Below are 16,401 nucleotides of genomic sequence, written 5' to 3'. Positions count from 1 at the left end.
GTTACACAAAGGCGTTAACTTAACAAAAAAATACAAACCATTTTTAATTATAAGAGATTGCGGACAATCGTAATTTTGAATAATATTTTATCAATTTTTTTTACATTTGTATCACCAAACACAAATCATGAGCAAAAAAATTGGATTAAAAGTCAAAAAACTAAGGGAGGAAAATGGTATTTCACAAGAAGATTTAGCATACAACTTAGAAGTTTCACAAAGTTATCTTAGTAAAATTGAGAACGGATTGATTAAAAGAATAGACTTTTATTTCATACAAAATATTTCAAAATACTTTAAAATAGATCTACAATATTTCTCGAATGAAGAGCCTGTTGATCAGATAGGGATTTGAACTTGTAAAACTTAACAGGAACCTAAAATTAAATTTGAGTTCTGCGTAAAATTGATGGAAAATTACAATAACTAATTTATCATATCACAAAACTTTGCCTGTTGAGACAAAGTTTTGTGATATGATAAATTCTTTTAATTAAGTCAAATACGTTACCGCAAGATAAGTAATTGCAGCAACAATCGCTGAGATTGGAATGGTTAAAACCCAAGCCCAAAGTAAGCTTACTGTAATTCCCCAACGTACAGCAGAAACTCTTTTAGTTAATCCCACTCCGATGATCGAACCGGTAATCGTATGTGTCGTAGAAACCGGAATACCAAAGTGATCGGTAATGAAAAGCGTGATTGCACCAGCAGTTTCAGCACTTACACCTTCTAACGGAGTTACTTTTGTAATTTTTGTCCCCATTGTTTTGATGATCTTCCAACCTCCACTCATTGTACCTAAAGCAATGGCAACAAAGGAAACTAAAGGAACCCACATATAATGATCTGCAAAATAATTAAAACGTTCAGCAGATTCTATATTTAAATAAACAGGATCCTGAAGCATATTTACGTGATAGTAAATCAATGCTGCCCCTATAATTCCCATTACTTTCTGAGCATCATTCAGACCGTGTCCTAAACTGAACAAAGCTGAAGAAACCAACTGTAATCTCTTGAAAGATTTATCAGCTTTATGCGGATTTGATTTTTTATAAAGATGTACAATAATCAGAGTAATGATAATTGAAATGACCATCCCGATAACCGGAGCAAGGAAAATAAACAGGAAAATAGGAATTACTTTGCTGAATTTCACAACATCCTGACTTGCTACTTTAGTAATGGTCTGTTTTAAAGTATCAAATATTCCTAAATCTGGAGTGGCAGCTACAACTTCACGGTAATCCATCAAAAAAGCGTGCATCAATGCTGCTCCTAGGAAACCACCAATCAGGGTGTGAGATGATGATGAAGGAATCCCGAACCACCAGGTCAAAAGATTCCAAGCAATAGCAGCGATCAATCCTGAAAAGATAACTTCCAATGTAATAAAGTTCTCATTGACGGTTTTTGCAATCGTGTTACCGATTTTAAACTCACCAATGATGTAAGCTGCGATAAAGAAAGCCGCAAAATTCCAAACTGCTGCCCAAAGTACCGCCTGAAACGGAGTTAAAACTTTAGTTGAAACAATTGTCGCAATAGAGTTGGCAGCGTCATGAAAACCATTAATATAATCGAAGATTAAAGCCAAAGCAATAATAACCGTAAGTAAAATAGGAAAATCCATTTTTTGTTATGTATTGTTTTTTTTAAGCGTATTTAATCATGATGTTCTCAATCGTATTGGCAACATCTTCTGCTTTATCTGTGACGATCTCAAGATAGTTAAGAACTGATGATATTTTAATGATATTGATGGCATCATTCGTTTCGAAAAGCTCTACCATAGAGTTTGAAAGAAGATCATCAGCAATATTCTCGATAGAATTTACTTTGATACAAGCTTCTTTTACCTGCTCCATATTTTTGAAACCTTTCAGGTTCTTCATGGCATTTTGAATTTCAAGACAAGCCTTGTGAATCAACAATGAGAAGTCTGCATAAGCCTTCATCATCGGAGACTTGTACAAGAAAATATATTTTGTAGAAGCGTAGATATAATCTGCAATATCATCAAGACCTGTGGCCAAAGTGTGAATATCTTCACGGTCGAAAGGTGTGATGAAGTTTTTCCCCAATTCAATAAAGATCTCGTGAGTAAGCTCATCATTTTTGTGCTCATAGTCACTCATCAATTTCAACATTCCATCATCGTTCAGATCAAAATCTTTTACTCCGTGGTTGAAATCATTAGACATTGCAACTAAATTTTCTGTTACTTTTTCGAAAAGCACAAAGAAGATTTTGTCTTTTGGCTGAAATGCGTGGAAAATATTACCAATTGCCATTTGTAAATTGTATTTAATTTATTCGTGTGCAAATTTCCTAAAAAAGCACCTTAACAAAAAGCATCCAGCATTAATTTTTGTTAATATTGGGTTAATATTTGTTCACATCAAAGGCTAACAATAAAACAACTCCCACATCACACTCATAATCAATCATTTAAACTTAAATTTTACAACATTTTTAATTTAAAAAAACAAAAAAAGCCGACAAAATTGCCGGCTCAAATTATATTTTAAGTGTAAGATTAGTTCGCTTCTTCAGCTCTCATATCTTTTCCTTTAAATTTCATGGATTGAATATTTCCTAAAAGCTCATTGCTATAAGATTTTTCAACTTCAAAGAAAGAGAATTTTTCAAGAATTTCGATGTTTCCAATCTCAGCTCTTTTATTTCCTTTGCTTGATGTAGCTTTATTGATGATTTCCAATACATCTAGTTTTTTCAACTGGTCTTTTTTACCAAGGTTGAAGAAAAATCTAGTCATATTTTCGTCTCTCTGTCTTGGCTTACCACCACGATCTCCTCTTCTTTCACCTCTGTCGCTACGCTCGTTACGATCTCCTCTATCACGATCTCTTCCTCTGTCACGGTCTCTACCGCCTCTGCTGTCTCTGTCTCTTCCACCTCTGTCATCATCTCTGTTGTTAAACTTCTGATCCACAAGATCCTGCTTGTCTTTATAGTACAAAGCAAAGTCTTTCAACTGGAACTGTAGCAACTGAACAACCAATTCTTCTTTAGTGAAATTACTTAAATCAGGAACAAGACTTTGATCAAATTCAAAGATATTTTCGTGCTCTGTCATTAGTTTTTCAAAAACTCCTTTTACCTGAGCCGAAATAACCTCGTCACCTGTAGGAATTTTCTTCTCAACGATGTCAATTTTCGTCGTAGATTTTATCTGCTTCAGCTTTCTGCTTTCTTCAGGTTTGATCAAGGACATAGAAATACCGTCTTTTCCTGCTCTACCTGTTCTTCCGCTTCTGTGTACAAAAACTTCAGGATCATCCGGTAAAGAGAAATGCACAACGTGCGTCAATGAATCAACATCTAATCCTCTTGCAGCAACATCTGTTGCAACCAAGATATCAATGTTTTTCAGTCTGAATTTCTTCATTACCGTATCTCTCTGCGCTTGAGAAAGATCACCATGAAGAGCATCAGCCGCATATCCGTTTTGCATTAAAAAGTCTGCAACTTCCTGAGTTTCCATTCTTGTTCTACAGAAAATAATAGAATACTGATTCGGGTTTGCATCAATTAATCTTTTCAGAGCTTCTTTTTTGTTACGGTAACCCACAACATAATATTCATGCTTGATGTTCTTCTTAACTTCGTTAATAGAACCCACAGAAATACGGTGAGGAGTTGTAAGGTAACTTTTAGAAATTCTTTCAACCTCTTTGCTCATCGTTGCCGAGAACAAGAAAGTTTGTTTTGTTTCAGGAGTTTCTTTCAAAATTGTTTCCAATTCGTCTTTGAAACCCATAGATAGCATCTCATCTGCTTCATCCAAAACCAACCAGTGGATTTCGGAGAAATCAAGAGCTTTTCTGTTGATCAAGTCGATCACCCTTCCCGGAGTACCCACAATAATTTGTGGTTTATCTCTCAAAGAACGCATTTGATCCGTAATACTGCTTCCACCATAAACTGCTGTAGTTTTGATGTTTTTCATGTACTTCGAATAGTTGTTAATGTCTTTTGAAATCTGTAGACATAGTTCTCGTGTCGGGCAAAGCACCAAAAATTGGATTTTGCGACTCGTATCGTCAATCATGTCCAAAATCGGAAGCGAAAACGCTGCTGTTTTGCCTGTCCCTGTCTGCGCAAGTGCGATTAGATCGCGAATATCTGATTGAATAAAAGGGATAGTCTGTTTTTGGATTTCTGTCGGGCTTTCGTAACCCAGTTCGCCAATGGCCTTAAGGATATCAGGACTTAAATTGGTCTCCGTAAATAAATTCATTAATTAATATAAAATTTTTGCAAAGATACAACTAATTATTGGATAATGCTTTATATAATATTAACGAATTGATAATTTTAATTTAGAAAACTCTAAGTATTTTTGAATTTATGCAAAAAAAGGACAAAAATTTTATTTTAAATTTAAAAAACCCTCAAATTCCTTTTATTTTATCGATTTATTTGAATTTTTCATTCATACTTATGAATTATTTAAATAAAAGATAAAACTGCGAGTCTGATTAGATTTCTTTAATTTTGATTAAAATAATAAAAAAATGACGCCTACACTTTCAAAAAAAATATTTGATTATCTAAAACAGCTCGAAGAAAACAACAATCGAGAGTGGTTTAACGACAATAAAAACCTTTTTACCCAAGCTCAAGAGGAATTTGAATTTTTTGTAGAAAAACTCATTCAGGAAGTCGGAAAATCTGATGAAAAAGTAGCGAAACTCAATGCTAAAAAATCATTGCTCAGAATTTACAGAGACATTCGTTTTTCTAAAGATAAAACACCTTACAAAAATTATTTCGGAGCATCATTAGGAATGGGAAAAAGCAATGAAAAGTCTGGTCACTACCTTCACATTCAACCGGGAAAATCATTTATCGCCAGCGGAATTTACTTGCCTGAAGCTCCTGTTTTAAAAGAAATCAGAAAAGAAATATCAATCTTTAAAGATGAATTTTTAAAAGCAATTGATCACAAAGATTTCAAAAAATATTATGGTGAATTAGATCGTGAGCATGAGTTGAAAAAGATACCTCAAGGTTTTGAAAAAGAAGACCCGATGGCCGAATACCTGAGACTTAAAAGTTTTATCGGAGTTTACAACCTCACCAATAAAGATGCGATGGATAAAAATGCGGTACAAAAACTAACTGACATTATGAATTCTGCAAAACCTTTTAATGATTTTTTAAATGCGCCTTTTTCAAATGCTCCTGAGTAATCCACAGCTTTCAAACAACATAAACAACTCATAAACAAAGCTTTACATTTACAATATTTTAACATCGTTTTAACATTTTTCACTATCTTTGTCGGTCGTCATAAAAAAGAAAGCAATGTCTTTATATCAGCAACTCGCAGAAAAACTACAGTACATCAGTCCAGGTTTTTATAAACAGAGATATTTTAAAAGTTTACATCAATTAACTAAAGAAAATTTTTCGAAGCGTAATGTAGAACCCGAATTGATCTGGATTAAGGAATTTCTGCCTAAAAGTGCAGTCATTTTAGATATTGGCGCCAACGTGGGAACGTTTCTCTATCAATTAGAAAAAACACTTTCGCATTCCAATATTTACGCTTTTGAGCCTAATAAAAAATTGAATTCGAGACTAAAAAGATTATTTCCGGCGATGCATGTTTTGCCTTTGGCACTTTCTGATGAAAACACGACCGCTGAATTTAAAGTTCCCATCATTAACGGAAAGATGGTCGCTTCAAGAGGTACTCTCAATACTTCTTACAAAGAAAAAGGTGAAGAGAAAAGCTATACTGAACAGGTAAAAGTAATCAAACTAGACGACTGGGCAGCGATTGAGAATTTCAACAAAATCGATTTCATCAAAATTGATGTCGAAGGAAACGAAATGAAAACACTGCACGGCGGAAAAAATATCATCAAAAAATTCAAACCCACTCTGATGGTTGAGATGGAACAAAGACATCACGACCAACCCATCTGGAATGAAATTTCAGAAGTAGAAAGCTGGGGTTTTGATGCCAATTATTTAAACAGAAAAAATTTCCAAATCGAAAGACTGACCGAAGAAATCCTTATTAAAAATACTGCCGACGAAAAAAATAAGACCGACTACATCAACAATATAATTTTTATTCCAAAAAACTATTAAAAAAAATTTATGAGTGTAGTTGCAAGGCAGGGATTTAAGTATTCTGTGATTGGATACATTGCGACACTGATCGGGATGTTCTCCATTTTTATTTTTACGAATGATCTCTTTTTTTACGGAACATTAAGATTCATTATGTCTGCTGCAGAAATGTTGGTTCCATTTGTTGTTTTAGGAATTTCCTATTCTAATGTGAAGTTTTTTGGGAAAGCCCAGGAAGATGGTAAAAATCAAAATATGCTGTCTCTTTCTCTAGCATTGGTGTGTATTAACTTTTTACTATTCCTTTTTATCTTTTTTCTGATTCCTTTTTTCTATCCTGAATTTACAAAAATGAAAATCTGGGAAAGTAAGAAATACATTCTCCCACTTGTTTTGACGCTTTCGTTATGCGCGGTATTTAACCGATATATTTCCAATTATAAGAGAATTGTTGTTTCCAATATTTTTGATAATCTTTTACCAAAATTAGCGAATTTGGGATCGTTCTGCCTGTTCTTTTACTTTCAGTTTTCAGAGCAGATTGCCTTGGCATTTTTCTTCGGAATGTTTGCTTTAATGCTTTCTGGGTACATTTATTACACTAATAAACTTGAAAAAGTACAACTCGATTTCAGCAGAGATTACTTTAGAAAAGACAATTTCTACAAGGAATTTGCCACATACAGTTTTTTTGGATTTTTAGGAACTTTCGGAAATCACATGGCAATCAATAATTATATGATTGGCGAATTTATCGGAGATGAAGAGATTGCTGTTTACAGTATTTTACTGGCTCTTATTTCTTTAATATCCATTCCGCAATTAGGATTGTTTAATATTTCTGCGCCTATTATCAGAAAAAATTTGGCCGATGGAGATATGGAAGAGCTCGATAGATTTCACAAAAAAACTTCCTTAACCATCTACTTTTTGGGAGCTATTTTGTTTGGCTGCATTATGGTTGGATTTCCTTATCTGACGCATTTTATGCCTAAAAAAGGAGAATTACTAAGAATGTACGAACCCGTAATTTGGATTTGGGGATCTGCCGTTTTAATGGATTTAGCAACTGGTTTTAACGGAAATATTATCTCGCTTTCAAAATATTACAAATTCAATATTATCGTCATGCTTTTATTGGCGGGTTTAACGATAAGTTTAAACTGGTATTTCATCAATCATACCGACCTTTCGTTAATTGGTATTGCCCTATCTACTGCAATTTCAGTAACCATTTATAATGTGATTAAAGTCGTATTCAATTATTTCATGTTTAAAGTCTCGCCTTTTTCGATTGAGATGATTTTCGTATCGATTATCTGTACTCTGGCGATTACGGTAGCGATTGTATTGCCTGTTTTTGACAATAATTTCATCAATCTTGTTTATAAACCTGCGGTCGTTTTAATTCTGATTTTTATTGGAAATCATTTCACCAAAATCTTCCCCATCGAGGATTATCTGAATATGAAATTCATTAAAAGTGTCTTGAAATTCAAATAGAAACCAAGTGATTCAGAACTTCTTCTACATCTTTCTGAATTTTTTCACGGCTGAAATCTTTCTGAAAATCAAATGTTGAATTTTTTAGTTTTTGAAATTGCTCAATCACATTTTCTTCTTCAGGAATGATAAACTCAAGTTTTGAAGAATAGTTAGCAGGAAAAACAGCGAACTTCCCATATTTGATGGCATCTCCTAAATTCCCGGTCATCTTTGTCTTTCCGTAAATCTCTTTATTGCTGAAAAATTCCGTTTCCTCCTGAATCGGACACCAGAGAACATCTGCTTTATTCATCCATTGATCAAAGAGTTCGGCAGAAACCCTTTCTGGAAAATATTTTATTTTAATATTTTCAGGAATAATCTTTGACAAGTTTTGTAATTTTTTCAACTCTTCACCTTGAGCTTTTCCCAAAAAAACAAAAGTTATATTTTCTTTAATCTCAGAATTTTGAATCGTTTCAAAAACACGCTGATAATCTCTTCTTTTCTGAGAAACTCCACCCGGAATAACGATTGTTAGAATTTCACTTTTTATTTTTTCAAATGATTTGGTATAAAAAAGAGGCAGGAATTTAAGCTTATCAGAAGACAACTCCTGATCGAGAACCAAATGATGATGAGCTTTTCCGTAAGTTTTATTTGCGTAAAAAAGACCTTCTTTCCACCATAATTTTAGACGATAAATCAAATCATTTTTGAAAACGTTTTTAAGTAAATTAGCCTTTGAAATCTTTGAGAAATTCAGATTATGAACAATAACCGAAGTATTGTATTTCTGATTTATCGCTAAAAAAGTATTGAAATAACGGTGAACCGTTCCGATAATAACCAAATCATATTTTTTCGTCGACAACTGATCCAAAATCATTGAAGAATCTGAAACATGAACGGATTCGTCACTTTCTTTGATTTGATTTTTAATCTTCTCTGAGAAATAATAATCCACAGAAAATCCTTTAGAATCATACATCAGATCCATGAAATCCTGCGCAATTTCTGCGTGGGTGTCGATTTCTATGTAGGCTATTTTTTTCATTAAGTATAAATACTTTATCAATCATCTTTGTCATTCCGGAGGAATCTAAACATAACTTTTGTCTTAAAAGTCTCTCAAAAAGAAGAACTTTAAATTAATATACTTTTAAATATAAATTTGAACATCAATTGTTTAAATTTTAAGTTTAGATTCCTGCGGAATGACAAACCTTATATCTTTTGAATATTAAAATAATAAAACATTAGATTTTCAGCCATTTCCTTTTCAATTCTTTCCAGCGCTGGTCATTAATTATTTTCTGTTCATCTTTCGAAATTTTCAACTCCAGATTTTGAGATTTGCATTTTTCGTAAGCATTGATAATTTGGAACAGAAATGACGGCGACTTTATTTTTACGGCTTCTTTTGCAGCCGCAACATACGTTAGAAATCGGTTTAAACCTAAAAAATAAAAATATCTTCCGTAATAATCTGCAGGTTTTATCGTATAATCTGCTCCTTTTGCCTTGATTAATCTCACTTGTAATTCAGGCAAAACAATTTCTTCCCAGCCTAAATTTTTAAGCAAAATAGAATCGATATTATCCCAACCTAAAGTTTCCCTTAAACCTCCGATTTCTTCAAAACATTCTTTTCGGTAAGCTTTCATTGGACCGCGAACATGGTGTTTATTCGAGTTGCCTTCATACACCCAATCTCCATTTTTTTCAACATACAATAAACCGCCAACTAAACCGTATTTTGAATGATTGACAAATGCGTTCTCCACTTCAAAGAGATAGTTATCATTTAAAATAATATCGGCATCAAACTTACAGATGATATCAAAATCATCGATATTATGAGTTTTCAAACCATTTTTAAAAGCATTCACCACTTTTGAACCCGGCTGATGAGCAGACTTCGCCAAATCAATGGTCGCAAAACGAGAATCTGCAGCTGTGTATTTTCTGATTACTTCAGAAGTTTTATCCGTAGAACCATCGTTCACGATAACCACTTTAAAATCTTTAAAACTTTGCTGCTGTAAAGAATCTAAGGTGAACGGAAGATTTTCCTGTTCGTTGTGTGCGGGAATGATGATTAAAAATTTCAAATCTATTTTTGAATTATTGAGTTATTAAATTGATTAAGAAATAATTAAAAATTACTCATTACCAATTATTTATTACCCATTATTTATTGTGCGGTTTCAACATATTTCTTGGATCAAGAATTTCGTCTAACTGTTCTTGAGAAAGTAAATGTTTTTCCAATACCAAATTGTATACACTTTGTCCTGTTGCAAGAGCTTCTTTTGCAATCTGTGTAGACTGTTTGTAGCCAATATATGGATTAAGCGCAGTCACAATTCCGATGCTGTGTTTGACCATATTGAGACAAACTTCCTTGTTTGCAGTAATTCCCACCACACATTTTTCACGAAGCGTATCGAGTGCTTACAAAGAAAATGAATATTTTCCATGATGGCGTGCGAAAGAACAGGTTCCATTACGTTTAACTGCAACTGTCCTGCTTCTGCGGCAAAAGTTACCGTTAAATCATTTCCAATTACTTTAAAACAAACCTGATTGACCACTTCTGGGATGACTGGGTTTACTTTTCCTGGCATGATGGATGATCCAGGCTGCATTGGTGGCAGATTGATTTCAGATAAACCAGCTCTTGGTCCTGAAGACAATAATCTTAAATCATTACAGATTTTTGAAAGTTTTAAAGCCAAACGTTTCATCGCCGAAGAATAAATGACGTAAGAACCAGTATCAGGAGTTGCTTCAACCAAATCTGGTGCTGAAACCACGGGATAACCTGTAATCTCTGCTAAATTTTTAGCACAAAGCGTTGCATACCCTATCGGAGCATTGATTCCTGTCCCAATTGCGGTTGCGCCCATGTTGACCTCAACAAATAAATTAGCGTTGTTATTTAATTTAGAAATATCTTCTTCCAAAGTGGCTGCAAACGCTTCAAACTCCTGCCCCATTGTCATGGGAACGGCATCCTGAAGTTGCGTGCGACCCATTTTAATCACATCTTGAAATTCCACGCCTTTTGCACGGAAAGCTTCAACAATTTTCTTCAGTTTTTCAACTAAAGTTTCATTCATCTGCAACAATCCCATTTTGATTGCGGTGGGATAAGCATCATTGGTTGATTGTGAAAGGTTGATATGGTCGTTTGGAGAACAAAATTCGTATTCACCTTTATTTTTTCCTAATTTTTCTAAAACTCTGTTGGAAATCACTTCATTCGCATTCATATTGATAGAAGTTCCTGCACCTCCCTGAATCATGTCAACAGGAAACTCAGTATGGAATAATCCACCAATCAATTCGTCACAGGTTTCAGCAATTTTAAAATATAAATCCTGATCGAGTAAACCTAACTCGTAATTGGTTTTAGCTGCCGCTTTTTTGACGAAAGCCAAACCTTTTATAAATTCATGATAAGAAGAAAGAAGCTGACCCGATATTTTGAAATTATCAATCGCTCTCTGCGTCTGAACTCCGTAATAGGCGTTAACCGGGACATTCAGTTCACCTAACAAATCACTTTCTTGTCTGAAATTTTCCATTAAAATATTTTTAACAGTTTAAATTAATTTAAATGATAAAAAACACACCGTTGAAGATGCGCTTTTTTAATTTATTTTGTTGGATATTTTTGATTCAAAGACTGTAAAATAGCCCATGTTTCGGCGTCTAAAACACCGCTATAATTTTGTGGTCTGAAGTGATATTGTAAAGCTTCTATGGTTTTTTTTGTAACATCATCCCATTTTCCGTTTGGCAACAGATCATAACCAAATTTTTGTAAAGCAGTCTGAACTAAAAAAACAAATGACGGCTCATTATACTTTGTTTCAATATCTGTTTGAGCTACCAATAATAGGTTTTGTTTTGCCATTTCATCATACCACATCCCGATCTGATATTCATCGTACAGTTTTTTCCAAGGAAAAAGCGGCCCCGGATCTTGCTTTCTTGTAGGAGCAATATCTGAATGCGCCAAAACATTGGTTGCCGGAATATTATATCTCGTCACAATATCTTTTGCCAATGCAGCAACTTTTTTAATCTGATCATCACTGAATGGTTCAAAAATTTTCGCTCCAGTTGCATCCGCTTTATAACCCAAGTTCACGATTTCTATCCCAATTGAAGTATCATTAAGGTTTTTATCGGTACGCCAAGCGCTTACCCCAGCGTGATAAGAACGTTTGTTCTCATCAACTAATTGATAAATTTCATTGTCTCCTAAATTATTCACTAAATAATGTGCGCTTACAGATTGCTTTGTAAGAACCTCAATCGATTTATCATCAGGTAAAACCGTGTAATGTAAAATCAGATATTTTTGTCTGAAATTCTGCGCAATTGCAGGAAAATGAGTTTTTACAACTTTATATCCCGCAGGTTTTGCAGAGACGATAGAACCGTAACTTGTAGTGTTATCATTTTTAGTAATATCTGCAATATTTGTTCTGAAAAATTCAACACCATGTTCGGTTGCAACTTCGGGTTTATTTTTTTCTAAATTTTGAGAGTTGACCGCCGTTTTTGGTTGTGTCACGGCCGTTCTCGGCTTGTAAGTACTTTTCTTTACATTTTTTTGCGAAGTACAAGAAAAAACAAGAGTACTTAAGCCGATGATATATAATGTTTTACGCATTAGTTTAGATTTTTAACCGATTATTCCTTCAAAAATACACAATTTTTTTCTGAAAATTATTTGGTAAATAAAGAAATCTATTCTATATTTGCACTCGCAATAACGGAATAGAAGTCATTCAAAAACGTTATTTAGGAGAGTTGCCTGAGAGGCCGAAAGGACATGTTTGCTAAACATGCGTACTGGTAACGGTACCAAGGGTTCGAATCCCTTACTCTCCGCAGCAAAGACCAATTCGGGGCGTAGCGTAGTCCGGTCATCGCGCCTGGTTTGGGACCAGGAGGTCGCAGGTTCGAATCCTGCCGCCCCGACTGTTTTAGTAATTTTCTCAAAATTACAAATGGGTGCGTAGCTCAGCTGGATAGAGCATCTGCCTTCTAAGCAGACGGTCTCAGGTTCGAATCCTGACGCGCTCACTAAAAAAGAGAAATCAATATTTGGTTTCTCTTTTTTAGTTTCCATACAAATCCTTTCATTAAAAACTTATCTGAAATCTTCGGGATAAAACATCTATTTATATCCAAATATCCAAAACTTTCTTAGCACAAAAAGCTTTCAAAAGTAAATCATTATTCTAAAAAACAATCTTTTAATTCACTTATTGTAATCAAAATTTATTTTAAAAAAATAAGCATCGAAAGGCATAATTTCTAATAAATTTTCAAAAAAAATCAATTTTTAATTAAAAATTTAAACTTCATTCACCTAAATTGTAAATTAAATTTATAATTTTGTAACATGGAAAAACAAGATTTACTTATACTTAAGCATTTATCTAAGGGTGTGAAAATCGCTGAGATGGCTGAGCTATTGAAATCAAAACCAGAAACGGCAATGAGTACAAGCTCTATTGAAAAAAGACTGAATACTATCAGGAAACAGTACAAGGCGAAAACATTGTTTCATCTCGCTGTTATTCTAAAAAACGAAAATATAATTTAATCATACAAAAAGAATAAATCAAGCCATCGAGGAAGAAGTTAACGTAAGTTCGGGGAAGAAATATCTGTTACTGAGAGGTGATTGTATATAATTTTTTATAAATTCGTCTCCAATTTACAAACTGTTTTATCTCGAATGAAAATCAAACCAAATTTCAACGCATTGCTCACGTATTTACCCGCAAAAGACGGCGTAAAAACAACGCCGGTTTCCTCAGGTTACAGATCGTCCATCAAATTTCCTTTTGATTTAGAATTATATATTGGAGTGCAAACATTTGCCGGAGATGATCTAGTGTTTCCGGGAGATACAGTCACTGCAGAAATCGCTCTATTAAAAAGCGATTATGTTACGGGGAAGATTTATGAGGGATTAGATTTTGATTTTTTTGAAGGAGAAAATGTAATTGGGCATGGCGTTGTAACCAAAGTTATCTAATAATTTCAGAAGTTATATTTTATTCTAATCCTTTTTTATAGGTTGCTAAAGCTCTTTCTCTTGCAGATTTATGCTCTACCATTGGCAGAATGTCATAATTTCTCGGAAGCCATTGATTTATATATTTTGAATTTTTATCAAACTTTTGCGTTTGTGCATCAGGACTGAATACTCTAAAATATGGAGCTGCATCACAACCGCAACCTGCTGCCCACTGCCAATTCCCGTTATTGGAAGACAACTCATAATCTAAAAGTTTTTCTGCAAAATAGGCCTCACCCCAACGCCAGTCGACCAGCAAATGCTTGGTAAGAAAACTTGCAGTAATCATTCTTACTCTGTTGTGCATAAACCCTGTTTCGTTGAGCTGTCTCATTCCTGCATCGACAATTGGATAACCGGTTTTTCCTTCGCACCACAATTTAAATTCTTTTTCATCATTTCGCCATTCAATATTTTCATATTTTTTCTTGAAGCAACCTTTTACCACATACGGAAAGTGAAACAATATCTGCATAAAAAATTCTCTCCAGATCAATTCATTAAGCCATATTTCGTTGTGTTTCACCGCAAACTCTACACATTTTCTCACGGAAATTGTACCGAAGCGAAGCGCAATTCCCAAGCGAGTCGTATGATCTAAAGCAGGAAAATCTCTGTTTTTGTCATAAGAATCAATGATTTTTTTCTCTAAAGCAGGCTTTTTAAATTCAAAATCAGTTTTTTCAAATCCTATTTCTTTTAAACTGATGATATTTTCATGACTTATTGGAAGAAAGTTTTTAAAATCTCCATCAAATTTCTCAATTTTAGTAGCGTTGAAACTTTCTTTCCATTTTTTTGAATAAGGGGTGAAAACCGTGTAAGGTGTATTGTCACTTTTAAGAACATCATCTTTTTCAAAAATAACCTGATCTTTAAAATCAGAAAACTGAATATTATTTTTATTTAAAAAATCGGCTACTTCATCATCTCTTTTGATAGCCTGAGGTTCATAATCTCTGTTGCAGAAAACTGTATCAATCTCAAAATCTTCAGCAAGTTGTTTGAAAACTTCTAAAGGATTCCCGTAAAAAGTTTTTAGAGTGGTTTTATAATCTTTTAATTCATCATTAATTCCCGTCAATGCCTGATGAATATAATCTACCCTTCTGTCTGATTTATCGCTTAATTGATCGAGAATTTCTCTATCAAAGATAAATATCGGCAAAACTTTCAAATCAGATTTTAAGGAATAAAATAATGCGACATTATCTTCAAGTCTTAAATCTCTTCGGAACCAAAAAACATTAATTTTACTCATTTTACATTACAATAATTTAATTTACAATTATTAAGAATTCGCTGGATTCAGTTTGCTGAACTTTCAATTCTGAATGCAAAAATACAAATCTTAAACCATGAATTTAACTTAAGATATACAATCTATAATCCAAGCGACTTGCATTGAGGACAGTATATTTTAGTAAAATTAAATGGCTGAAAATCAACACATTTAAATTTTACTATGTGAAGAATTTAAAATATTTTTATAATAATCCTCTTAAATTAGGAATAAGACATGGATTTATCCTAATTTTGATTAATAATCCGTAAAATAAATATGTACAGCGGTATATTACTACAAAGATATTTATGATGAATATAAGAATTAAAGGTTCCGGCAGCTATACTCCTGAAAACGTGATGAGAAATGCCGATTTTACTGATCACGTGTTTTTGAATGAAGATGGTTTAGCCATCAAATTTCCTGAGTCTATTATTGGAAAATTTAAAGATATTACCGGGATTGAAGAGCGCAGGTATGCCGACTCTCAACATGTAACATCAGATCTGGCTTATTTCGCAGCCGAAAAAGCAATAGAAGATGCTGGTATTGACAGAGAAACGATTGATTATATCATTGTAGCACACAATTACGGAGACATTGAGAAAGGAAAAATTCAATCTGATACGGTTCCGAGTATTGCAACCCGTGTGAAAAATAAATTACGCATAAAAAACCCAAGCTGTGTTGCTTATGACTTATTGTTTGGCTGTCCGGGTTGGAACGAAGCGATGATTCACGCAAGCTCGTTTGTAAAAGCAGGTATTGCAAAACGTTGTCTGGTAATTGGTGCAGAAACTTTATCTAGAGTAACCGATCCTTACGATCGTGATTCTATGATTTACGCTGACGGTGCAGGTGCCGTTATTGTAGAAGCTACAGATGAAAATAACGGAATATTATCTCACGAAAGTGCTACTTATTCTTATGACGAAGCCAATTTTTTGTTTTTCGGAACTTCATATAAGCAAGATGACGAGTCTGACATCCGATATATAAAAATGAAAGGCAGAAAGATCTATGAATTTGCTTTAACGAAGGTTCCTTTGGCCATGAAATCTTGTCTTGAAAAGGCAGGAATTGACATAAAAGATTTAAAAAAGATCCTTATTCATCAGGCAAACGAAAAAATGGACGAAGCAATTATCGAAAGGTTCTACAGTCTGTATGATTTGGCAGTGCCTTCAGATATTATGCCGATGTCTATTCACAAATTTGGGAACAGCAGTGTGGCAACAATTCCTACATTGTATGATCTGATTATGAAAGGTGAGATGGATGAGCATTCTTTCAGTGAAGGCGACATCATTCTTTTTGCATCTGTTGGTGCAGGGATGAACATTAATGCATTTACTTACAGAGTTTAATTCAACTCCTTTTAATTAAAATAAATCATTCATTATCA

General features: G+C 33.8%; 14 protein-coding genes, 3 tRNA genes and 1 pseudogene. 10 read left to right on the top strand and 8 right to left on the bottom strand.

Translation table 11 applies throughout. The features are described from left to right. Positions 1-127 precede the first annotated feature (127 nt). On the top strand, positions 128-355 hold the full coding sequence (locus tag LNP04_RS17165; protein WP_229984108.1) for a helix-turn-helix domain-containing protein: 228 nt from the start codon (positions 128-130) through the stop codon (positions 353-355). 138 nt (positions 356-493) lie between these two features. On the opposite strand, the gene LNP04_RS17160 is transcribed toward LNP04_RS17165, so the two are convergent. From LNP04_RS17160 to LNP04_RS17150, 3 genes are all read right to left on the bottom strand, one after another. Continuing rightward, positions 494-1,636: an inorganic phosphate transporter gene (locus tag LNP04_RS17160; RefSeq protein WP_229984107.1), complete on the bottom strand. Its 1,143-nt coding sequence runs from the start codon at positions 1,634-1,636 to the stop codon at positions 494-496. Between the two features lie 22 nt (positions 1,637-1,658). After that, on the bottom strand, positions 1,659-2,297 hold the full coding sequence (locus LNP04_RS17155; RefSeq protein WP_047442483.1) for a DUF47 domain-containing protein: 639 nt from the start codon (positions 2,295-2,297) through the stop codon (positions 1,659-1,661). Positions 2,298-2,542: 245 nt separating this feature from the next. Beyond that, positions 2,543-4,267: a DEAD/DEAH box helicase gene (locus LNP04_RS17150; RefSeq protein WP_229984106.1), complete on the bottom strand. Its 1,725-nt coding sequence runs from the start codon at positions 4,265-4,267 to the stop codon at positions 2,543-2,545. A 277-nt stretch (positions 4,268-4,544) separates the two neighbouring features. On the opposite strand from LNP04_RS17150, the gene LNP04_RS17145 reads away from it, so the two are divergent. The 3 genes from LNP04_RS17145 to LNP04_RS17135 all read left to right on the top strand — a co-directional run bounded on the left by LNP04_RS17145 (position 4,545) and on the right by LNP04_RS17135 (position 7,617). After that, on the top strand, positions 4,545-5,222 hold the full coding sequence (locus LNP04_RS17145) for a DUF2461 domain-containing protein (protein WP_229984105.1): 678 nt from the start codon (positions 4,545-4,547) through the stop codon (positions 5,220-5,222). A 115-nt stretch (positions 5,223-5,337) separates the two neighbouring features. Further along, positions 5,338-6,132: an FkbM family methyltransferase gene (locus LNP04_RS17140; protein WP_229984104.1), complete on the top strand. Its 795-nt coding sequence runs from the start codon at positions 5,338-5,340 to the stop codon at positions 6,130-6,132. A 9-nt stretch (positions 6,133-6,141) separates the two neighbouring features. Beyond that, entirely contained in the window at positions 6,142-7,617 is a 1,476-nt protein-coding gene (locus tag LNP04_RS17135; protein ID WP_229984103.1) for a lipopolysaccharide biosynthesis protein, read from the top strand. Here the strand turns inward: LNP04_RS17135 and LNP04_RS17130 are convergent. The 4 genes and pseudogenes from LNP04_RS17130 to LNP04_RS17115 form a co-directional block, all read right to left on the bottom strand. After that, positions 7,610-8,656 (bottom strand): hypothetical protein, encoded by a 1,047-nt coding sequence (locus LNP04_RS17130; RefSeq protein WP_229984102.1) that lies wholly within the window; start codon positions 8,654-8,656, stop codon positions 7,610-7,612. The two genes, LNP04_RS17135 and LNP04_RS17130, sit on opposite strands and share 8 nt — an antisense overlap. 202 nt (positions 8,657-8,858) lie before the next feature. Next, entirely contained in the window at positions 8,859-9,713 is an 855-nt protein-coding gene (locus tag LNP04_RS17125) for a glycosyltransferase family 2 protein (RefSeq protein WP_229984101.1), read from the bottom strand. Between the two features lie 79 nt (positions 9,714-9,792). Then, positions 9,793-11,192, bottom strand: a pseudogene (gene aspA / locus LNP04_RS17120) (aspartate ammonia-lyase). Between the two features lie 71 nt (positions 11,193-11,263). After that, positions 11,264-12,289: an N-acetylmuramoyl-L-alanine amidase gene (locus LNP04_RS17115; protein WP_229984100.1), complete on the bottom strand. Its 1,026-nt coding sequence runs from the start codon at positions 12,287-12,289 to the stop codon at positions 11,264-11,266. A gap of 134 nt (positions 12,290-12,423) precedes the next feature. Between LNP04_RS17115 and LNP04_RS17110 the strand changes: the two genes are divergently transcribed. The 5 genes from LNP04_RS17110 (at position 12,424) to LNP04_RS17090 (ending at position 13,669) form a co-directional block, all read left to right on the top strand. Further along, a tRNA-Ser gene (locus LNP04_RS17110) sits at positions 12,424-12,510 on the top strand. Positions 12,511-12,525: 15 nt separating this feature from the next. After that, positions 12,526-12,600 (top strand) — tRNA-Pro (locus tag LNP04_RS17105). A 31-nt stretch (positions 12,601-12,631) separates the two neighbouring features. Beyond that, positions 12,632-12,705: transfer RNA gene (locus LNP04_RS17100), tRNA-Arg, on the top strand. A gap of 322 nt (positions 12,706-13,027) precedes the next feature. After that, complete coding sequence (locus LNP04_RS17095; protein WP_229984099.1) at positions 13,028-13,231, top strand: hypothetical protein; 204 nt, start codon at positions 13,028-13,030, stop codon at positions 13,229-13,231. Positions 13,232-13,366: 135 nt separating this feature from the next. Continuing rightward, entirely contained in the window at positions 13,367-13,669 is a 303-nt protein-coding gene (locus LNP04_RS17090) for a hypothetical protein (RefSeq protein WP_229984098.1), read from the top strand. A gap of 19 nt (positions 13,670-13,688) precedes the next feature. Here LNP04_RS17090 and LNP04_RS17085 read toward each other — a convergent pair whose 3' ends face one another. Further along, positions 13,689-14,972 (bottom strand): deoxyribodipyrimidine photo-lyase, encoded by a 1,284-nt coding sequence (locus LNP04_RS17085; protein WP_229984097.1) that lies wholly within the window; start codon positions 14,970-14,972, stop codon positions 13,689-13,691. 335 nt (positions 14,973-15,307) lie between these two features. Between LNP04_RS17085 and LNP04_RS17080 the strand changes: the two genes are divergently transcribed. Next, on the top strand, positions 15,308-16,363 hold the full coding sequence (locus tag LNP04_RS17080) for a 3-oxoacyl-ACP synthase III family protein (RefSeq protein WP_229986318.1): 1,056 nt from the start codon (positions 15,308-15,310) through the stop codon (positions 16,361-16,363). Positions 16,364-16,401: the final 38 nt, after the last annotated feature.

The sequence above is a fragment of the Chryseobacterium sp. C-71 genome, assembly GCF_020911865.1.
GTDB lineage: Bacteria > Bacteroidota > Bacteroidia > Flavobacteriales > Weeksellaceae > Chryseobacterium.
This window is presented reverse-complemented; position numbering and strand designations above follow the sequence as displayed.

Excerpts from the sequence above, each read along its gene's own strand:
- LNP04_RS17085 (WP_229984097.1), bottom strand. The coding sequence starts at position 14,972 with ATGAGTAAAATTAATGTTTTTTGGTTCCGAAGAGATTTAAGACTTGAA.
- LNP04_RS17160 (WP_229984107.1), bottom strand. The coding sequence starts at position 1,636 with ATGGATTTTCCTATTTTACTTACGGTTATTATTGCTTTGGCTTTAATC.
- LNP04_RS17115 (WP_229984100.1), bottom strand. The coding sequence starts at position 12,289 with ATGCGTAAAACATTATATATCATCGGCTTAAGTACTCTTGTTTTTTCT.
- LNP04_RS17150 (WP_229984106.1), bottom strand. The coding sequence starts at position 4,267 with ATGAATTTATTTACGGAGACCAATTTAAGTCCTGATATCCTTAAGGCC.
- LNP04_RS17080 (WP_229986318.1), top strand. The coding sequence starts at position 15,308 with ATGAATATAAGAATTAAAGGTTCCGGCAGCTATACTCCTGAAAACGTG.
- LNP04_RS17135 (WP_229984103.1), top strand. The coding sequence starts at position 6,142 with ATGAGTGTAGTTGCAAGGCAGGGATTTAAGTATTCTGTGATTGGATAC.
- LNP04_RS17155 (WP_047442483.1), bottom strand. The coding sequence starts at position 2,297 with ATGGCAATTGGTAATATTTTCCACGCATTTCAGCCAAAAGACAAAATC.
- LNP04_RS17090 (WP_229984098.1), top strand. The coding sequence starts at position 13,367 with ATGAAAATCAAACCAAATTTCAACGCATTGCTCACGTATTTACCCGCA.
- LNP04_RS17130 (WP_229984102.1), bottom strand. The coding sequence starts at position 8,656 with ATGAAAAAAATAGCCTACATAGAAATCGACACCCACGCAGAAATTGCG.
- LNP04_RS17095 (WP_229984099.1), top strand. The coding sequence starts at position 13,028 with ATGGAAAAACAAGATTTACTTATACTTAAGCATTTATCTAAGGGTGTG.
- LNP04_RS17165 (WP_229984108.1), top strand. The coding sequence starts at position 128 with ATGAGCAAAAAAATTGGATTAAAAGTCAAAAAACTAAGGGAGGAAAAT.
- LNP04_RS17140 (WP_229984104.1), top strand. The coding sequence starts at position 5,338 with ATGTCTTTATATCAGCAACTCGCAGAAAAACTACAGTACATCAGTCCA.
- LNP04_RS17145 (WP_229984105.1), top strand. The coding sequence starts at position 4,545 with ATGACGCCTACACTTTCAAAAAAAATATTTGATTATCTAAAACAGCTC.